The organism is Mucilaginibacter endophyticus (assembly GCF_003351025.1).
GTDB lineage: Bacteria > Bacteroidota > Bacteroidia > Sphingobacteriales > Sphingobacteriaceae > Mucilaginibacter > Mucilaginibacter endophyticus.
In genome coordinates this window covers 474,590-493,848 of sequence record NZ_QPCG01000001.1, presented here as the reverse complement: position 1 = coordinate 493,848, position 19,259 = coordinate 474,590, and the positions used below count along the sequence as shown (strand labels likewise).

Sequence of the window (19,259 nt, the reverse complement as noted above, 5' to 3'; positions counted from 1 at the left end):
TATTGATTAAAAAGTAACGTTAACACCAAAATTATAGGTAGCAAACAACGGATACACACTTGCATCAATGCCACGGCTGCCTACATCACCACCAATTTCTGGCGAGAAGCCTTTATAGCCGAACAGGTTGATAGCATTCTGCGCATTTGCATAGATCCTGACTTTTGAAATATTCAGTTTCTTCAGGAAATCGCCCGGTATGGTATAACCCAACTGCGCATTCCTCATCCTGAAGTAAGCGCCGCTTTCAACATAAAATGAGTTAGGGGCTGAGTTAGCTGTTTTACCAACATTTACAGATGGGTAGGTATTTGAAGTACCCGCACCATGCCAGCGGTTTTGATAAAAGTCTTGCGTGAAGTTTTCATTACCAAAACGGTAAGCGATATTGGCATTATAAACACTTACACCGGCAACACCTTGAAAATCTAAAGCAAGGTCGAAGTTTTTATAAGTGAATGAGGTGTTAATACCGTAGTTATATTTTGGCAGCGGGCTGCCCAGCGCTACACGGTCGCGGCTATCCAATATACCATCGTTATTGGTATCCTGGTAAATGAAATCGCCGGGAGCTGCACCTTTTTGTTTTGAAGCAGCAACTTCCTGAGGTGTTTGGAATATACCGGTTACTTTATAACCATAAAACTGACCAATTGGCTGGCCAACCACAGTACGGGTGGCTAATGCGCCATTGGCAATACCTTCACCACCATCATAAATTGGGTTTTGGCCGGTTACTACGTTAAGCACTTTATTGTTGTTGATACCAAGGTTAGCGCTAACGCTGTAATTGAAATCTTTAGACGGGTTATCTCTCCAGCCTAATGAAAACTCCCATCCCCTGTTTCTGATGCTTGCCTGGTTACCTATCAATGAGCTGTTGTTTGTACCCAATGAACCGGCTACCGGGATTGCGAAAATAGCGTCCTGAGTTTCCCTGTTATAGTAATCTGCTTCAAAAGTTAACTTGTTATCAATTAATCCGCCTTCGATACCAAAATCAGATGATACTGTTCTTTCCCAAACGATAGATGGTGGTACTATAGAGTTAATACTTGCACCCGGATAAGTTGTAAGCGGGTTACCGAATAAACCTGTCAGGTAAGGATCAGTAGCGATAACCTGTACGGTTGGGTTAATTGGTACGCCGGAGTTACCTACTTTACCCCAGCTTCCGCGTAATTTCAGGTTGCTGAATACTTTCTGATCTTTCATGAACTCCTCGTTGGTAATTACCCAGCCGGCACCAACCGAAGGGAAGTAACCGTAAGTATGATCGCCATAAAACTGAGAAGCACCATCACGACGAATAGACGCGTTCAATAAATACTTATCTCTGAACGAGTAATTAACACGTGCAAATTGTGATAACGCACGGGTGTGGATCTGGCTGCCCGGAGTTGCAAAGAAATTTACATTGGTGGTATCCGGGAATGAGCTCCTGATGCTTCCGTTTTTCACATACGGAACATAATCGGCCTTACCATCTATTTGCCTGGTGCGGTTGTTCTGAGCACTGTAACCTACCAAAGCAGTAATTTTATGATCTTTTATTTTAACATCATAGGTAAGGGTGTTTTCCCAAATCCAGTTACGTACATCGGTATGGTTGATATCCAAATTGGTTTTATTGCTTTGCTGACGCAGGGTGGCCATATACTCAGGCGTAAATGCCCTTACTTCATTCTGGCTGATATCACCGCCAAAGCTTGATTTAAATTTGAAGTTTTTAAGGAAGGTAACCTCGCCGTAAGCATTGTAAGTAAAACGCTTGTTTTTTGTTCTCTGGTTAAAGAAATCAATAGTAGCCTGTGGGTTATAGTTATTACCGTCGCCGGTGTTGTAATCATTAGGATCACCATAACCACCATCCGCTTTACGCACAGGTAATGTAGGGGCGGCACCAAACAACTGGTGGAAAATAGCGCTGTTAACATCGCGCGATACATCAGATAAAGCACTTGCAGTATAACCGAATTTTACGTTTTTAGTCGGCTTAAAATCATTTGACAAGTGAACGGTGTAACGCTGATAGTTATTTGTTTTTGCTATACCATCCTGGTTAAGATAACCGAACGAATAGTTGTAGGTATACTTATCGGTACCACCGCTTATTGATGCTTCATGGTTTGTAGTGAATGCTTTGCGCAATATTTGCTTGTACCAATCGGTACCTGTACCGTACGATGCAGGATTGGTGAATATAGGATCGCCGCCATTTAATGCCGAAAGCTCATTTACCGCAGTAGCATATTCGCTGGCATTTGCCATTTTCACCTGGTTGGTAACAGCCTGCAAACCTACATAGCCATTATAATTAATAACCGGTTTGCCTTTGGTACCACGTTTGGTGCCTATCAAAACTACACCGTTAGCTGCACGGATACCATAGATAGCAGTACTTGACGCATCTTTCAAAATGCTGAAGCTTTCGATATCCTGCGGGTTAAGGAAGCTGATATCATCATACCAAACACCATCAACTACGAACAGAGGTTTGGTATTACCATAAATAGTACCTAAACCACGAATGGTAATATCCGGCGACTTACCCGGCGTACCGCTGTTGGTGATTTGTACGCCTGATACTTTACCCTGTAAACCGCTTAACGCATTGGGTGAAGCCTGCTTGGCAACATCGGCACCTTTAACCGTAGCTATGGAACCGGTTACGTCAAGCTTTCGCTGGGTACCATAACCAATAACAACTACCTGCTGTAATTCGTTGGTTTGTGGCTGAAGGGCTACGTTTATGGTTGTTTGCCCGTTAACGGCTACCTCTTGTGTAGCGTAACCTATATAAGCTACTGATAAAGTTGCATTGCCCGGGGTTTTAAGTGTAAAAGCTCCGTTTACATCTGTTTGGGTGCCTATGGTTGTTCCCTTAACTGATACAGACACGCCTATTAAAGCCTCGCCTGTTTTGCCGTCAGTTATTTTACCTTTTATTGTAACGTTTTGTGCAAACGCCGCGTCATAACAAAGTAACAGTAACAACATCAACCCTGAAATAGTAAAAATTCTTTTCATAGTGGTTAATAAATAATACGGATTGAAAAAATAATTGGTTTATTGATTTGCAAAGCTGAACAGATAATCAGCCTTTAACAAATATTGTAACTCAACATTAATACATCTGTATAAGAATACTTTCTCAAGAAATGTTTTAACCAAGTATAACAAACTATTTAACAGCGAGTTAAAAGCACCGACACTACTACACAACATGCATGGCAGTCAATGCCTCAAATTGACACAATGAGAGGTAATGATGTAGTGTTAAAGCTCGATGAGAAACTCGGTGAGGTTCTTGTCATGCTCCAGATTTAGCTTTTTGCGCAACCTGTAACGACGAATTTCGACGCCGCGCAGCGAGATGTTGAGCAGTGACGCGATCTCCTTACTATTCATATTCATGCGCAGGTACGCGCACAGTTTAAGGTCATTTGGCACCAGGTCCGGGTGACCCGCTTTTAGCTTTTTAAAGAAATTTTCATGGGCTTCGTTAAAACTGGTTTCAAAAATATTCCAGTCGCGGTCGTCACTCATGCCCTCGTCAATCACTTTTTGTATACGGCGCAGCTGCTCGTCGGCAAGCTTCTTACCATCGCCTCCTTTCAGGTGGGTTAGCTCATCGCTTATTTTTTGCAGCAACTCATTTTTATAAACTATGTTCATAGCCGAATTGGCAAGCTCCCGGCTTTTGCTGGCCAGGTCGGCCTGCAACTGCTCGTTCTTTATATTGACGATGTGCTGCTCATTAGCTATAGCCTCCTGCTTCAAAAACTCTTCTTTCTCTTTCTGTAGTTTTTGTTGGATTTGCTGCTGATGTTTTTTCAATTTAAGCCCGTAATAATATCTGATCACGTAAAACAGCAATACAGCCAGCAGCACATAAAACACCATGGCTAATTTACCGGCATACCATGGCGGCAATACTGTAAAAGTTATTGTTGAAACAGCCGACTGATACTGATCATTGATCTTAGCCCGCACCTTGAAATTATAAGTACCCTGATTAAGGTTGGTAAACTCCTTCTGGCTTTGCGGCGCCCATTCGCTCCATTGATGCGAATAGCCTTCCAGGTAATACTGAAACCTGATTTTGGCTTGCGTGTAGTAAGGCAAAGAGTAACTTATGCGGATGTTATTTTCGGCATAAGGTATTTCAATGTTATTGCTATCCTCGGCGGCTTCACTTATTAATGATACCTTATCTGTAACATTCTCTATCCTGCGGATGAGCACATTTGGTATTTTGACCATATTGGGCAACTGGGCATCCGCATCATTCAGTATCACAAAGCCGTCATCAACACTTATCAAATAGGTTGAGTTATTAATGCGGTTGATGGTTTCATAATGCTGTACCATTTGTCCGTTCAGGATAGAAAACCTATTGGTATCAATAGTTAGCTTCCCGGTAACCGACATATCGGCCAGGCCTACCCTACCCTGGTTAATAAACCAGTATTTTTTACCTATGGCCTTAATGATTTTGCTTGAGGTTGCAAATGTTCCCAGCTTACTGTTAAGCTGCTGATATTTATAAAAACGGTCTGTAATATCGTCATACACATAAAAACCCGAATCTGACGAGAAAACGGTGCGATTATCAAGGTCAAATACATTAATGTTGTAGCTACCCGGCAAACCATGTTTTTGATCATAATAAACGTGAGATACCACAGTGCGCTGATCGGCGCTTAAAGTGAGTTTATAAATGCCCTTATAAGCATGGCTTACCCAAATCTGGCCTTTGGCATCTCGTTCAACATAGCGCGAGGGTTCACTAAAACCTGCTAATTTATGGCTGTATTGCCAATTGCCCGCCGCGTCTTTCCGGTAGATCACCAAGCCGGTATAAGTACCCTGCATCAACATATCGGGTGCCATTTTCTTGATGTTCCATCCGCCTGTTATATCCGAGATCTTTTTTATGGAGGCTCCGTTTACCTGGTAAGTCCCGTCATTATGGCCGCAAAGCAACCTGTTATCCTGCAGCGACAAATCCCATACCTGCCCCTGCGAACCTGGAATGAGCTTAAAGTCGAACGTTTGAAAGGGACTGTTATGGTTATCGGGCAGCCAATCACTGTAAAACAAGCCCTGATTAGTGCCGAGATAGATCTTTTTATCGAAAATGATGCTTGAATAAACCGTACCGAATTTGCCCGTTTTATCGAAATAAAAATACAAAGGCGAGTTAACTTCAATTCTGTCGATGCCGTTATCCAATCCGGCCCAAAGGTTTTGGCTGGCATCGGTATATAGGCTCAACACAGTATTGTTTTGCATACCGCTGGCCTTATTGATGTGCTGTACTACACGCCCCGTTGTATCAATGATTACGATACCGTTCAAAATAGTACCGTAGGCGAAATACTTACCGGCGATGGCGGCGCCATTATTTAGCTGGTACGTTGTTAAAAAATCATTAGCCTGGTTGGCCCAGGGTTTAACCGTTTTGCCATCGTAAATAAACAAACCGTTTTTTGCCGTGCCTATGAGATATTTCCTCTGTTGAAATGGCAAAATGGATAACACACCACTTGCGCCTAAAATATTGCTGCCTTCAATATATTCAGTCTTTGAGCCTTTAAGCTCAAAAAGCCCTTTGGTTAATTGTTCTACAAAAAAACGGTTACCGCTTTTAAAAAGGAACAAATAGGGCTCACGCGTTTTCACCACCTCTATTTTACCCGCCGAATAAATGTAAATGGCACCAAATGATTGGAAAAGCACCCTATTGTTATCGCAATATATTTTCCAGATTTCTTCGGTTACCGGCAAAAAGTTTTTAGGTACCAGGTTAATTAGCGAGGTATATTTTAAAATGCCTTTACCATCATTATGCCAATAGCCAAATTCACCATAGCCACCGGCATATACCCTGCCCTTGCCATCGGCACTAACGGAGCGCACTATTAAGCCGTTAGGCATGTGGTACTGCTGCCAGTATTTACCATCAAAGGAGAGCAGACCTTCGGCGTTACCAAAGTACATGATATCATGCTCATCGCGCGTTACCGACCAATTTTGATTACCAAACTGATAAGTTGCCTTGGTATAGTTTTGAATGTAAGGAACACCTACACTTTTAATATCTAACGACCACGCCGGCCAAACCGATATAAAAACAAGAACGATAATAATACACAGGGTTTTACGCATAAAATATAGCGGCTCAGTTTACTAAAGTAGTGTTTGTACCCGACAAAATAAAAAAGCCTACCCTTAAGGGTAAGCCTTGTATAATTAATTGTACCACAGCTATTATGCTATTGGCTGTAGTTTGCTTTTATTGACGTTAACCGGCTGAGGAACTTTTACATAATAACCGGTACCATCATAAACACGTTTGCGCGGATGCTCTTTACAAGCGTCACTGCAGCAGCCATCCATGGCGGTGCCACATTCATCGCACTGGGTAAAATGCTCATTGCACTCAGGGTTGGCGCAATTGATCATTTTTGGCGTTGTTTTACCGCAATTGAAACAGGTTGAAATAACAACCGGATTAACGTTGTTCACATCAACCGAAAGGCGATTATCAAACACATAACATTTGCCTTCAAAATCCTCGCCGCCCGCTTCCTTACCATATTTAATGATACCGCCATGCAACTGGTACACTTCAGGGAAACCTTCGTGCAGCAACAAGGCAGATGCTTTTTCGCATTTGATACCACCTGTGCAGTAAGTCAGGATCTTTTTATCCTTGTACTGTGCAAGATGATTGATCATATCCGGGAAATCGCGGAAGTTATCGATATCAAGCGTTACGGCGTTTTTGAATTTGCCTAATGAATGCTCGTAATTTGAGCGCACGTCAAGCACAACCACATCGTCCCTGTCTTTCATCGCCAAAAACTCTTTTGGTTCCAGGTGGATGCCGGTTTTTTGTTTAGGGTCGATAACGTTAGGATCGCGCAGACCTGAGTGTACGATCTCTGATTTATAACGCACATGCATTTTCACGAACGAAGGAGTATCTACCTCGTCGATCTTAAACTCGGTTTTGGCAAAACGCTCGTCGGCGTGTACGGTATCCATATAGGTTTTACAAGCCTCAACAGAACCTGAAACGGTGCCATTAAGCCCTTCATCGGCCACAATAATGCGCCCGGTTAAACCTAAGCTTTTACAAAATTTCAAATGATCGGCAGCAAATTGCTCCGCATTATCTATTGTTGAATAACAATAGTATAGTAGGGTATTATACATTTCCATAAAATCATTGATACTGCTGCAAACAGTGTTAAATGAGCGGCGCAAAGATACATTTTTGAGCTGAAAGCTCAAAATGAGGTAAAAGGCAAAAGGTTAAAGGCAAAAGGTAGCCGCAATATTTTTAGTGAATAGTTGAATGGTTGATTAGGTGGGTGGTTACCGATCTAAAAAATATCAAACCCTATCAACCATTCACCCAATCAACCGCTCACCAATAAACTATCTTATCCCATAAAATATCCTGAAGCCCTGGATGTATTTTTTATCGCCGGCATAGGAAATACCATAATCTACACGGAAGATGAGGCGTTGTACACCGATATAAAACTCCCGGTAGTTGCGGTTGTTTTTTGTGGTGAGGTAGTTAGCGCCTATGATTTCTTCCAGTTTGGCCTTGCGTAAAAAAGGAATGTGATTAAATAACGATCCGGCAAAGTTATGTTGATAGTGTGCCTCTAAAAACGCGCCGTTGGTGCTGTAGGTATAAAACGGCAGGAAATGGAAGCTCCCTACATAGGTAGGGTCGAATGTTGTACCCTGGTTACCTAAAAAGTGGTTGTAATCCATGTAGTACAATTTTTTATTGTTAAAAAACCCGCCACCTGATATTTTAAACGACGAATAACCAGACAAGCCAACCTGGATATGATCCTGCGAAACATCAACAGAGGCAAAGTCATAATCCACATCCGAACCAAAAATATTCTTAAAACCTTTACGGTAATTAACTTTTACCATGGGGTACCTGGACGGCAGATTGAACTTGCCGGTTGGCCGGGTTTCATACCGCTGATCGAACGTAAATAAAGCTGAAGCGTTAAACACCAAAGCCTGGTTGTCCGGAAAAAGGAACGAATGGTCATCGGCCGGGGTACCCGGAGGGGCCAGCGGGTTATTGGAGGTAAACTCCCGATCTTTAATATCCTTTATCTTACTAAATGATGTATTATACAATTGCGAACGGCTTGAATAAGATAGCCCGCCTTTTAATAAAACCCCGTTTACCACTTCGCGCTGATACCCAAAATCGCCGTAATGGCTGCGGTAATATTTTACATAGTTGTTTTCGCTCAGCAAGGTACTCAGGGTATTGAAATATAATGAACGCGTACCCACGTTGTTCAAATCAAGCACATCGCTGCCGAAATCGGCATAAAACTTAGCTGCATGGAAAGGATCATTCAGATATTCCGTAGCCACGTTGGCGCTGAATATCTTGTTAGAGAAGCCGTAGCGTACCGCCGGCGTTATAGTAAGCGAATGAAAATCATCATAAGTACGAATATAACTTACCTTGGCGTTGATACCAAAACCCTCAACCGTGTTGTAATAAAAAGTTTGAATAAAAGGGAATATGTACAGCGAGTCGCGGGCGCTTTTGTTACTTGCGGCATAGCCAAAAATCAGGTATCCCGGGTAATTGATACGATTTTTATGATGCTGTAATGAGTCGATGTACCTATCGGTTTTCTTGTACTCTTCAAACGCGTCCTTCTTTTTATAGTCGCGCGTTTCATAAGCCGTTAAAGGGATAGGGCGTGCATTTTCCCAATACTCGGGCTTTTTACTGTTTGCCACAGTATCAATCTTTAATATCTCGCCGGTAAAAAACCCATCCGGGAAGGTGGGATTAATTTTATAGTTGTTGTATACAGCGGCGTAGTATCCGCCAAACTTAAAGCCTAATACCGCTCCCTTAAAGTTATACTGGGTTGAGGCTGGCATCCAAACACTATCGGTAATGGCAATGTATTGCTGCCTGATATTTAAAGTATCTACCAGGTTAAGGTTACTTACTTTGTTATCAATAAAAAAATCAACGCTGTAAATACGCCAATCGCCTTCAACAATATAAATATCGCCCTGAAAATACTGCCCGTGGCTGTGTTTAGGCGTAATACGGATCTTATCGATGGTATGCCCGTTCTCGACAGAAGTCCCCAATAATTTATAATTGTAAAACCGCGGGCCATAAGCCGCTACCGGCGATACGAAGCCCCTTGAAGCTAAACCGGGAATAGTAAAAACATTTTCGTAAAAATTAGCCTGCAGATCAGATGCTTTTTTATAGCCGAAAGCCGTATTCTGACCGGCCATTCTATTGGCTATGGTTATTTCCCTGATCTTGTCTGGCTTTTGAAAATTATATTCGGACAATGATTCGGACTGGTAAAGGATACCGCGACCATTGGAGTCAAGATCAAGTGTTCGCTGCACCTCCTGCCCTATCAGTGATTTTGGTACGCTCAACAGCTTTTGTACACCTTTGACATAAACCGCGCATGAAAATGAGGTGGCCTCTTCCATGTAATACTTACGTTTTTTAATAACCTGCTTAATGATGGTATCTGCTGCATCACGGTTTTTCCGGTAAGTTTCAGACACTCGTTCTGTGCTAAACTGCTCGTCGGCCATTTGTACGTTGTGCTCCTGGTCATGATCGGCTATGGTAACCTGTTCTATCTTTTCGGTATAACCAACATAACGATAAATTACATTATAAGTTCCCGGGTTAAGTTTAAACTGGTAAACACCATTTTCATTAGCAGTAGTGCCGTAGGTTGAATTGCGGATATAAATGGAAACGAAAGGGATAACCTGTCCATTCTTATCGGTTATCTTCCCTGTCAAAAGGGATTGCTGTGCAGAGGCTGTTATTACGCTGAAAGCAATGATTAATAGTAGTATATATTTTCTCATATGTTACTTATGTGTAATGCTTTATGGCTTAAAAATGTTTTATTATGTACTTAATAATTATTTAAGGTTTAATAAACCCCATCAAGTGCCTGCGAATGCTTAATTTTGTACCCTTTAAAACACGCACACTATGTACAACACACTACAGCCGGTTTTACAGCAGGAATTAACCGACATTGAAAATGCCGGGTTATACAAAAAGGAACGGATCATTACTTCGCCTCAAGGTGCCGATATCACCGTACAAGGCGGTGCCGAAGTAATTAACTTTTGCGCTAACAATTACCTTGGCTTATCAGGTAATGCCAAAGTTATTCAGGCAGGCAAAGATGCTATGGACACCCATGGCTATGGCTTGTCGTCTGTACGTTTTATCTGTGGTACTCAAGACATTCACAAGGAGCTTGAGAAAAAGATAGCCGAATTTTTAGGTACTGAGGATACTATTTTGTACGCCGCGGCATTTGATGCCAACGGTGGTGTGTTTGAACCTTTGTTTAACGATCAGGACGCTATTATATCCGACGAATTGAACCACGCCTCAATCATTGATGGTGTTCGCCTGTGCAAAGCACAACGCTACCGTTATAAACACGATGATATCGCCGACCTGGAAGAAAAGCTAAAAGCTACCCAGGAGCTGCGTCACCGTATTATTGTAACCGATGGTGCTTTCAGCATGGACGGAACTATTGCTCAACTGGATAAGATCTGTGATCTGGCCGATAAATACAACGCGCTGGTAATGATAGATGAAAGCCATTGCTCTGGTTTTATGGGCAAAAGCGGTCGCGGTACGCATGAGCATCACAATGTTATGGGCAGGATTGATATCATTACCGGTACATTAGGTAAAGCTTTGGGTGGTGCGTCTGGCGGTTTTACATCTGGCCGTAAAGAGATCATTGATATGCTGCGCCAGCGCTCACGCCCGTACCTGTTTTCCAATACCTTAGCGCCTGCTATTACAGGTGCTTCAATTGCAGTACTGGATATGCTGAGCGAAACCACCGAATTACGCGATAAACTGGAAACCAATACGCAATACTTCCGTAAAAAAATGACAGAAGCAGGTTTTGACATTAAACCTGGCGTGCATCCTATAGTCCCAGTGATGTTGTATGATGCCAAGCTGGCCCAGGAGTTTGCCGCAAAAATGCTCGACGAAGGTATTTACGTGATAGGTTTTTATTACCCGGTAGTACCGCAGGGCAAAGCAAGGATCAGGGTACAGATCTCAGCAGCGCATGATATGCACCACCTGGATAAGGCTATCGCGGCGTTTACCAAGGTAGGTAAGGAGTTGGGAGTGCTTAAATAGTCGTATATTTGCCGTCCTGCGTATAAAGATCAACTCATATATTTCTGAATCCGGCCAGGAAGCAGCGATAACAACAAAAAGAATTACAAATAATACATTATAATGCAAGCTCAGATAGACCAATATACCGCCGAGATCAACGCCTTTTCGCCTGCCAATGCCGACGAACTGGAAGCGTTCCGTATTAAGTTTTTAGGCACAAAGGGGATCATTAAAGACCTTTTTGAGCAATTTAAAAGCGTTAGCCCGGAAGAGAAACGCACCTTCGGTAAGGTACTTAACGAGTTTAAACAACTGGCCGAGGCTAAGTATAACGAACTGAAAGAAAACATTGGCGCAGGTGATCAAAGCAAAGGCAATGATCTTGACCTTACTTTACCAGGCGATGGCTTCACCGTTGGCTCACGCCACCCGCTATCACTGGTTCGTAACGAGATCATTGACATTTTTAAGCGTTTAGGTTTCGTTGTTGCTGAAGGCCCGGAAATTGAAGACGACTGGCATAACTTTTCGGCCCTGAACTTCCCTGATGAGCACCCGGCCCGTGATATGCAGGATACGTTCTTCATTAAAAAGAATAATGGCAAAGACGATATCGCCCTGCGTACCCACACCTCATCGGTACAGGTACGTATGATGGAAGCAGGTAAACCTCCGTTCCGCGCTATTATGCCGGGCAGGGTTTATCGTAACGAGGCTATTTCGGCCCGTGCGCATTGCTTTTTCCACCAGGTTGAAGGTTTGTATGTTGATGAGAATGTATCTTTCTCTGATCTGAAACAAACGCTTTATCACTTTGTTCAGGAGCTTTACGGCGAAGGCACGAGGGTACGTTTCCGCCCTTCATATTTCCCATTCACCGAGCCATCAGCCGAGATGGATATTTCATGTACTATTTGCGGTGGTGCCGGTTGTAACATGTGTAAGCACAGCGGCTGGGTAGAGATTTTAGGCTGTGGCATGGTTGATCCTAACGTTTTGGAAAACTGCGGTATCGACAGTAAAAAATATACAGGCTTTGCTTTTGGTATGGGTATGGAGCGTATCGCTAACCTTAAATATGTGATCCGCGATTTGCGCCTGTTCTCAGAAAATGATGTACGCTTCCTGAAACAGTTCCAAACTGAAATGTTATGAGGAAACTCACAATAATATTACTGGTAGTTATCAGTTGCTTTTCTTGCGGAAAGGCATCTGATAACGTACCAAGCGTACCTGTTAACTTCCAGGCAGCCCTGGGTACTCCGGCTTTAAGCCCGCTTAATGTTTCGGGCGGAGCAGTAGCTATTAATGGTTATGGCGTAGCAGGGTTAATTATTTACCGTAAAGTAAATGGTACTTATGCCGCGTACGACAGGTGCAGCAGTTACCAGCCCGAAAAGAAATGTGCGGTAACAATTGATAATACAGGCTTTACAGTAACCGATCCCTGCAGCGGTTCAAAGTTTAGCCTTGAAGACGGCACACCGGTAAAAGCTCCGGCAACAAAAGCATTAAGGTCATATAGGGTAGCCGTTACCCAGTTTGAAATTCAAGTAACTAATTAATGGAAGCCGATAAAATAAAAGATAGTATTAAGCGGGCAGCACAGGAACTTTTCCGCAAATTCGGGTACCATAAAACCAGTGTCAATGAGATTGCCAAAAAGGCTAAAATTGCCAAGGCAACTATCTATAAATACTTCGACAGCAAAGAAGCCGTGTTACACGTGCTGTTGATGGACTACATTAAAGCCAGTGTTGACGACCTGGTACAAGTCAATTCAAACGACATTGATGAAGAGGCTTATCTCAACAACCTCATCATGAAAACCTGCCGCCTCTCCTACACCGTTTGTAATGAGTTTATCGGCTGGGATTTTATCCGCGAATCAACCAACTCCCAGGATTTTTTAAAGAACCTATCTAATGAACTGGAAGAACTGTTGATGGCATCGTTTATCCAGTTGCCCGGTATCCGCAAACACGAAACTTATCAGCAACGCCTGCGCTTTCTGATCAAATGCAGCAAAAGCATCGTGTTCAGCTTCGCCTTTACCTCAGTAAGTGATTCGGACGTAAGGAAAAATTTTGTTTCTTTTCAGAAAGAAATACTGCCTTATTTGGTTAAGGCGGCGGTTTCGGTTTAATCAGCCCTTCCCTTAAGTTATCAAAAAAATATTCATTGCCGTTGACTTTAGTCAACGGTTAAAGGAACGGACCTCCGGGCTTTAGCCTAAATCCAAGCAATATTTTTGGGCTAAAGCCTCTTGTCCTTAGCAATTATTCCGTTGACTAAAGTCAACGGTTATGAATTTATCTGATAGTAATCAAACCTCTTTTAAAACAGCTTTTAATTATTAAAAATAAAATTGCTTCATTTACTTTGAAATACAAAGTACTTTATACTATATTTGTCATGGGCTTAATCAAAAGCCCCTTCTTTTTAATCAAATACTTTGAGATACAAAGTACTTTATATCCAAACAATCATGATCGGGGAACAATTTCCAAAACAAACAACATCAGGCTGGCTCAAGGAGTCGGCGACTTTTAAATTGATCTTTATTGGGGTATTAGCGCTTCTACTGCTAATTCCTTCGGCCTTCATCCAAAATCTTGTAACCGAACGTGCCGGCAGGCAGGATGAAATGGCAAAAGAAGTGTCGGATAGCTGGTCGGCCAGCCAGACTATTAAAGGCCCGGTGTTGGTTATACCTTACAGAAAAGGAATAAACATGACTGATACCACAAAGCAGGCTATAGAAAATCTGTACATACTACCCGATAACCTGCACATCAAGGCCAGTCTTGCAACGCAGATTTTACACCGGGGTATCTTTGATGTAGCAGTGTACAATACGCAGGTAAAAGTAAGCGGTAATTTTGCCAAACTCAATCTTTCATCGCTGGGAATAAATGTGAACCAGCTTATTTTAAACAAAGCCAGGTTTGAGTTTAGCGTGAGCGATCTGAAAGGTTTAAAAAGTAACCCGGTTATCAAGACAAATCAACCCATACTTAACGCCGAGCCTTCGTTCGAATCGGTATTTGGCAATGGTTTGCAGGCCCCTGTTGATCTTTCATCTGTAAACGATAGTGAAATCCCTTTTGATTACACACTCGATTTAAAAGGCAGCGAAGGATTAAGCTTCCTGCAACTTGGCAAAACTACCGATGTGCAGGTAAATGGCAACTGGAGCAGCCCCAGCTTTGATGGCAACCACCTGCCCGACGAGCGCAAAATTGATACCGGCGGGTTTAGTGCCGGCTGGCGGATGATGTATTATAACAGGCCTTTTCCGCAGCAATGGACAGGCTCACAAAAAATATTGGACAACGACAAGAAACTTGCAAACGCTACCTTTGGCGTAAAACTTCGCCTCCCGGTTGATCAGTACCAGAAAACCATGCGTACCAGCAAGTATGCCATATTCATTATACTGCTCGCCTTTATCTCGTTATTTTTAACTGAGATTATCCGCAAGCAGCCGATACATATGTTCAATTACATATTGATTGGCGCCGCAATGGTTATTTACTATACCCTGCTGCTATCCTTTTCGGAGCAGGTTGGTTATGACATCGCCTACCTGATTGCCTCTGTATCAACAATAGCGCTAATATCCGTATTTATTTCCTCCCTGTTAAAAAACGGCAAAGCGGCCCTGTTATTCGCTTTCATTTTGGCTGTATTTTACGCGTTCATCTTCGTGATTATCCAGTTAGAAGATCTTGCCTTAATGGTGGGCAGTATCGCCCTGTTTATCATTATAGCAGTGCTGATGTATTTTTCGCGCAAAATAAACTGGGATAAAAATTAAGCATTGCATAAGCTAACCGGCAGAGGATTCAGCAATCTTTACCGGTTAATAAATATACCTTATACTATTTTGGTTTTTAGTTTAAAAATTACTATGTTAGCATAGTAATTTTTTATTTTATGAGCCGTGAACTAACAGAACTTTCCGACCTGATTGATGAGCAATTTGAAATAGAAGATATTGACGTTGATGACAACGTGGTTAATTATCTGCTAAGCCTTTTTGCTTAACAATCTTACTTCGACATGTTGACGCCTTTTAAAGGCGACCGGCTTTCTTTTGTGCTTCCCCGGGATATTCGCTCTTAGAACGAGGCACCTACGGAGCCTAAAATATTACACGTATCCAAGCTATAAACACGGGACTCCGCTGGAGTCTCTTATCTCCTGTAAATACATAACAGGACTATCTCATAAACTGTAAAACTTTTTTTGGACGAGCAGATGCTTTCAACTCCAGCGGAGTTGTGTGTTTATAGTAAAAGCAAATCTGATTTTCAGGCTCCGTAGGTGCCTCGTATAAAACGGCAAATTTAAAACCGATTCCACGGTCTCCCCTCCCATTTTCAGGATTAAATAAATAGGGTTAACTTTGCAGCCTGATGAGTAAAGCTAACAAACCAAAGTTTTTTGAGAACGTACAGATCATTGATATTGCCGAAGAAGGCAAAGGCGTAGGCAAAGCCGATGATTTTGTACTTTTTGTAGATAAAGCCGTACCCGGCGATATTGCCGATGTACAAGTGTACCGTAGTAAGAAAAACTTCGGCGAAGGTAAGATCACCGAATTAAAACAAGCTTCTGAATACCGCACCACCGCTTTTTGCGAGCATTTTGGCACCTGCGGTGGCTGCAAATGGCAGCACATGACCTACGAGGCCCAGCTTAAATTTAAACAAAAATCGGTTGTTGATGCCTTAAGCCGTTTAGCTAAGATCAACGTTGAAGGCATTATGCCTATCGTTCCATCTCCTGCCGACAGGTATTACCGCAATAAACTTGAGTTTACCTTCTCCAACAAACGCTGGCTTTACGATGGCGAAAACAAGGAAGATGGCACGCTGAACATGAACGCTCTGGGTTTCCATATCCCCGGCCGTTTTGATAAAATATTAGATCTAAACCATTGCTATCTGCAAGCCGAACCATCTAACAGTCTGCGTAACGAGATCCGTGATTTCACCGTTCAGCAAGGTTATACTTATTACGATTTGCGCAATCACAGCGGCATGCTCCGTAATTTGGTTGTACGCACCTCATCAACCGGCGAGATCATGGTAATAGTAGTGTTCGCTTATGCGGAGCAAAGTGAGATCGATAACCTGATGAGCCATGTTGACGCCCGTTTCCCGGAAATCACCTCATTGCTTTATATTGTAAACCAAAAAAAGAACGATACCATATTTGACCAGGATGTTGTAGCCTTTAAAGGACCTGAATATATTCATGAAGAAATGAATGGCATCAAGTTCCGCATAGGTCCTAAGTCATTTTACCAAACCAACTCTGTACAAGCGCTTCGCTTGTATGAAATAACCCGCGATTTTGCCGGTTTCAAAGGCGATGAGCTGGTGTACGACCTTTACACGGGCGCCGGTACCATTGCCAACTTTGTTGCCGGTCACGTACGTGAGGTTGTGGGTGTTGAATACGTACCAACAGCCATTGAAGATGCTAAAGTTAACTCGGCCATCAATAATATCACCAATACCAAGTTTTACGCGGGTGATATGAAAGATGTGCTGGTAGGTGATTTCGTAGCCGAGCATGGCAAACCGGATGTGATCATCACCGATCCCCCGCGCGCAGGTATGCATCCGGACGTTGTGGCCCGCCTCATGGAAATAGAAGCGCCTAAAATTGTATACGTAAGCTGTAATGCTGCCACCCAGGCCCGCGATTTGCTGGTATTGAAAGAAAAATACGATACGGTTAAAATTCAACCGGTAGATATGTTTCCGCATACCCAACACGTAGAGAATGTGGTGTTGCTTGTTTTGAGAGATTAGAGGTCGGAGGTTAGTTTTTTAGCAAATGGTTCATGGATCATAGTTCATAGCAAAAAGCCTTGATCAGCGCAATCAACGAAATCAAAAATCATCAACGGTCAAAATCGGTGTAATCCCCAAAAATAAAAATCAACGGTCATGAACCCTGAAGAACTGCTTAACGAAAGTAACGAACGCAATAAACCGGCGGCTGATAGTCCGCTGATAAGTTTGGAGCGCGACCTTAAATATTTTAATGAATCAATTAAAGAGGTAGCCGAAGAGATCATCAATGAAGGTCTTTCGTCTTACCCTATTTTTATAGCCCACCAGCATGAACTAAGTTTAGGCGAGTTGATACTTGACCGCCATGACTTAAACTCTGAATGGAGCATTCATGCATCTACGCTGGAAGAGTTTGTAGAGCGTGACGTTATAAAACCCGTATTAAAGGAACGTTTTGTCAATAGCTACAAAGATCCTTATCAGTACATGTGCGTATTTGTTGTAGTACCCGAGGGTGCAAACTTTGTATTTTTCCCGTACGTGAAATAATTATTGAAAGTTAAAAACTGTGGGGTTGCTTGTATGAGCCTTACTTGTATATTTACCACAGTTTAGCCAACGTTACAACAATAACATGCCTGAAAAAAAGCTTCTCATATTAAATAAGCAACAGATCCAGCAAAAGCTTGATAGGATGGCCTACCAGATACTGGAGGATAATTTTGAAGAGGATGAAATACTGATAGCTGGTATCCTGCCCCGCGGTAACCACATTGCCGAACGCCTGAAAACCATTCTTGACGGCATTGCCCCTTTTAAAAGCCGCATACTTACCATTGAGCTGGAAAAACAAAGCAGCAGCCTGAGTGCCAGCATTGATTTTGAGGTTGAAGAATGCAGCAACAAAGTAGTGATACTGGTTGATGACGTGCTGAACAGCGGTAAGACGTTAGCTTATGGCTTTGGTGTGTTTTTAGATGTGCCGCTAAAAAAGCTCCGCACCGCAGTTTTGGTTGACCGTAACCACAAAAGTTTCCCTATCACTACCGACTTTGCCGGCGTAGCCCTTTCAACCGTTATCAAAGAGCATGTTGATGTGGTGCTTCAAGAGGAAGACGCAGAAGAGGATGCGGTTTATTTGAGGTAGAATAATTAAATTCGTATAAAACAAATATATCATGTCGGTAGCTGAATTAAATAAAACAAAATCAAACCTTATAGCATGGATTGAGCAGCTTTCAGACTCAAATATGCTTACTTTTTTAGAAGGCCTTAGAAGTTCTAAGTCGGACAAAGATTGGTGGGAGCAATTAACAGATGCTCAAAAGCAGAATATAAATGAAGGCGTTAATGATGCAGAAAATGGTCGTGTTATGTCTTCAACAGAATTTTGGACTAAGCTAAAAAATGGCTAAAGACACTTTGCCAACAGTATTTTTCACAACTCGTGCATTTGCAAACGCTGAAACAATTAAAGCATACCTCCTATATAAATTCACGCAAAAAGAGGTGAATAAATTTTATGAGTTATTAGAAATATTTGAGAACATTATTGTAAAGTTCCCTCAACTCTATCCTAAAAGCGCTATTAATAGCAAAGTACACAGAGCGGTTTTAAGTAAACAGCTTTCTGTATTTTACACAACCTCCAAAAATAAAATCTCAGTTGTAGCGATATTAGATAATCGGATGAGTGATACTAAATGGCCTTAACACCTAACGCCTCTTCCAGCTTCTCAACCGACATATCTATCCCCTCAACAATATTTGTTGCCTGCAGATAAAAATCCTCACGTTCGGCCAGTTTACCGGTTATAAATTCAACCAGTTCATCGCCTTTTTTTCCTTGTAATACCGGGCGAATGGTTTTGCTGTTCTCCAACCTGTCGGCTAAGGTTTTAGGTGATAGTTTAATATACAGCGTTTTGCCGTTGGCTTTCATCCAATCCATATTATCAAAAAAGCAAGGCAAGCCTCCCCCTGTTGATACTACTATATTTTCAGGGTAATCGGTTTCCTTCAAAACCTGTGATTCCAGCTTGCGGAAGGCGTCTTCGCCAAAAGATGAAAAATATTCGGCAATACTCATTCCTGCTTTGGCTTCAAGCACATGATCAAGATCAATAAATTCGTAGCCCCATTTGGCGGCGAGTTTGCGGCTCCAGGTTGTTTTGCCACAGCCCATAAAGCCCACAATAAAGTATTTCATA

Annotated in this window: 15 protein-coding genes; 10 read left to right on the top strand and 5 right to left on the bottom strand. The window is 42.3% G+C overall.

From position 1 onward, the window contains the following. Window positions 1–6 precede the first annotated feature (6 nt). The 4 genes from DUL71_RS02095 to DUL71_RS02080 form a co-directional block, all read right to left on the bottom strand. Window positions 7–3,030, bottom strand: a complete 3,024-nt coding sequence (locus tag DUL71_RS02095) for a SusC/RagA family TonB-linked outer membrane protein (RefSeq protein WP_114936518.1) — start codon at window positions 3,028–3,030, stop codon at window positions 7–9. 249 nt (window positions 3,031–3,279) lie between these two features. After that, a complete protein-coding gene (locus DUL71_RS02090; protein WP_114936517.1) occupies window positions 3,280–6,174 on the bottom strand; it encodes a triple tyrosine motif-containing protein in 2,895 nt (964 codons plus the stop codon). 102 nt (window positions 6,175–6,276) lie between these two features. Further along, a complete protein-coding gene (gene trhO, locus DUL71_RS02085) occupies window positions 6,277–7,233 on the bottom strand; it encodes an oxygen-dependent tRNA uridine(34) hydroxylase TrhO (RefSeq protein ID WP_114937445.1) in 957 nt (318 codons plus the stop codon). A 219-nt stretch (window positions 7,234–7,452) separates the two neighbouring features. After that, window positions 7,453–9,933 carry a DUF5686 and carboxypeptidase regulatory-like domain-containing protein gene (locus tag DUL71_RS02080; RefSeq protein ID WP_114936516.1) on the bottom strand — a complete coding sequence of 827 codons (2,481 nt, stop codon included), beginning with the start codon at window positions 9,931–9,933 and terminating at the stop codon, window positions 7,453–7,455. 130 nt (window positions 9,934–10,063) lie between these two features. On the opposite strand from DUL71_RS02080, the gene kbl reads away from it, so the two are divergent. From kbl to DUL71_RS02030, 10 genes are all read left to right on the top strand, one after another. Further along, window positions 10,064–11,254 carry a glycine C-acetyltransferase gene (kbl, locus tag DUL71_RS02075; RefSeq protein ID WP_114936515.1) on the top strand — a complete coding sequence of 397 codons (1,191 nt, stop codon included), beginning with the start codon at window positions 10,064–10,066 and terminating at the stop codon, window positions 11,252–11,254. 102 nt (window positions 11,255–11,356) lie between these two features. Further along, window positions 11,357–12,391 carry a phenylalanine--tRNA ligase subunit alpha gene (pheS, locus tag DUL71_RS02070; RefSeq protein ID WP_208644903.1) on the top strand — a complete coding sequence of 345 codons (1,035 nt, stop codon included), beginning with the start codon at window positions 11,357–11,359 and terminating at the stop codon, window positions 12,389–12,391. After that, on the top strand, window positions 12,388–12,801 hold the full coding sequence (locus tag DUL71_RS02065; protein ID WP_112572378.1) for a Rieske (2Fe-2S) protein: 414 nt from the start codon (window positions 12,388–12,390) through the stop codon (window positions 12,799–12,801). The genes pheS and DUL71_RS02065 overlap by 4 nt, the downstream gene beginning before the upstream one ends. Next, a complete protein-coding gene (locus DUL71_RS02060; RefSeq protein ID WP_091220479.1) occupies window positions 12,801–13,382 on the top strand; it encodes a TetR/AcrR family transcriptional regulator in 582 nt (193 codons plus the stop codon). The genes DUL71_RS02065 and DUL71_RS02060 overlap by 1 nt, the downstream gene beginning before the upstream one ends. Before the next feature lie 342 nt (window positions 13,383–13,724). Next, a complete protein-coding gene (gene creD, locus DUL71_RS02055) occupies window positions 13,725–15,056 on the top strand; it encodes a cell envelope integrity protein CreD (protein ID WP_114936513.1) in 1,332 nt (443 codons plus the stop codon). A gap of 601 nt (window positions 15,057–15,657) precedes the next feature. Then, window positions 15,658–17,064, top strand: a complete 1,407-nt coding sequence (rlmD, locus tag DUL71_RS02050) for a 23S rRNA (uracil(1939)-C(5))-methyltransferase RlmD (protein WP_114936512.1) — start codon at window positions 15,658–15,660, stop codon at window positions 17,062–17,064. A gap of 138 nt (window positions 17,065–17,202) precedes the next feature. After that, a complete protein-coding gene (locus DUL71_RS02045; RefSeq protein WP_114936511.1) occupies window positions 17,203–17,598 on the top strand; it encodes a hypothetical protein in 396 nt (131 codons plus the stop codon). An 85-nt stretch (window positions 17,599–17,683) separates the two neighbouring features. Beyond that, on the top strand, window positions 17,684–18,196 hold the full coding sequence (locus tag DUL71_RS02040) for a phosphoribosyltransferase family protein (protein WP_112572386.1): 513 nt from the start codon (window positions 17,684–17,686) through the stop codon (window positions 18,194–18,196). 31 nt (window positions 18,197–18,227) lie between these two features. Next, the gene (locus DUL71_RS02035) at window positions 18,228–18,464 is read left to right on the top strand and encodes a hypothetical protein (protein WP_114936510.1); all 237 of its coding nucleotides are present in this window, start codon (window positions 18,228–18,230) and stop codon (window positions 18,462–18,464) included. Next, a complete protein-coding gene (locus DUL71_RS02030; RefSeq protein WP_114936509.1) occupies window positions 18,457–18,762 on the top strand; it encodes a hypothetical protein in 306 nt (101 codons plus the stop codon). Before DUL71_RS02035 ends, DUL71_RS02030 begins: the two co-directional genes overlap by 8 nt. Here DUL71_RS02030 and DUL71_RS02025 read toward each other — a convergent pair. Then, window positions 18,749–19,258 carry a shikimate kinase gene (locus DUL71_RS02025; protein ID WP_114936508.1) on the bottom strand — a complete coding sequence of 170 codons (510 nt, stop codon included), beginning with the start codon at window positions 19,256–19,258 and terminating at the stop codon, window positions 18,749–18,751. The two genes, DUL71_RS02030 and DUL71_RS02025, sit on opposite strands and share 14 nt — an antisense overlap. Window position 19,259 lies beyond the last annotated feature (1 nt).